Origin of the sequence: Dialister sp. CAG:357 (genome assembly GCF_000435155.1) — a bacterium.
Taxonomy (GTDB): Bacteria; Bacillota; Negativicutes; order Veillonellales; family Dialisteraceae; genus Dialister; species Dialister hominis.
The window spans coordinates 1-583 of the sequence record NZ_FR896388.1; the positions used below are offsets into that span (position 1 = coordinate 1).

Here is a 583-nt window from a genome sequence, read left to right on the forward strand (position 1 = left end):
GAAGGCCGCGGTTTTTGATTCAGGTTGTCATTTTAGAAAAGATTATTTCTTTTCAACCAGTTTCAGGTCAACAGCAATATTCTTTTCTACATTTTCATGCTTAGCGAGCTTAATAGCGGTATCAACGCCGATTTCGCCCATCTTATCTGGCTGCTGAGCAATGGTAGCTGCCATTTCGCCGTCGTTGACAGCTTTGATGCCGTCAGCAGTGCCGTCGAAGCCGATAATCAGGAGCTGCTTGTTAGCAGCTTTTGCTGCGCTGACTGCGCCAAGAGCCATTTCGTCATTCTGAGCGAAAATAGCCTTGATTTCAGGATTTGCCTGGAGAATATTTTCAGTAACTGTCAGGCCCTTGCTTCTGTCAAAGTCTGCGCTCTGCTTAGCAACAACCTTCAGTTTATTGTCGGCAATGTTATGGAAGCCCTGGCCGCGTTCACGTGTAGCAGATGCGCCTGGAATACCTTCCAGTTCAGCAACCGGAACACCTTCGCCAAGTTTAGAAACGATGAAGTTAGCTGCCATTTCGCCGCCTTTGACGTTGTTGGAAGCGATATGAGCTGCAACTTCGCCCTTATCGGAAGAG

1 protein-coding gene is annotated in these 583 nt (G+C 47.7%); it reads right to left on the minus strand.

Features of this window, described 5'->3' with window-relative positions:
• Window positions 1–42: 42 nt before the first annotated feature.
• A partial coding sequence (locus M3200_RS02520; RefSeq protein WP_288178090.1) for a substrate-binding domain-containing protein occupies window positions 43–583 on the minus strand: 541 nt, incomplete at its 5' end.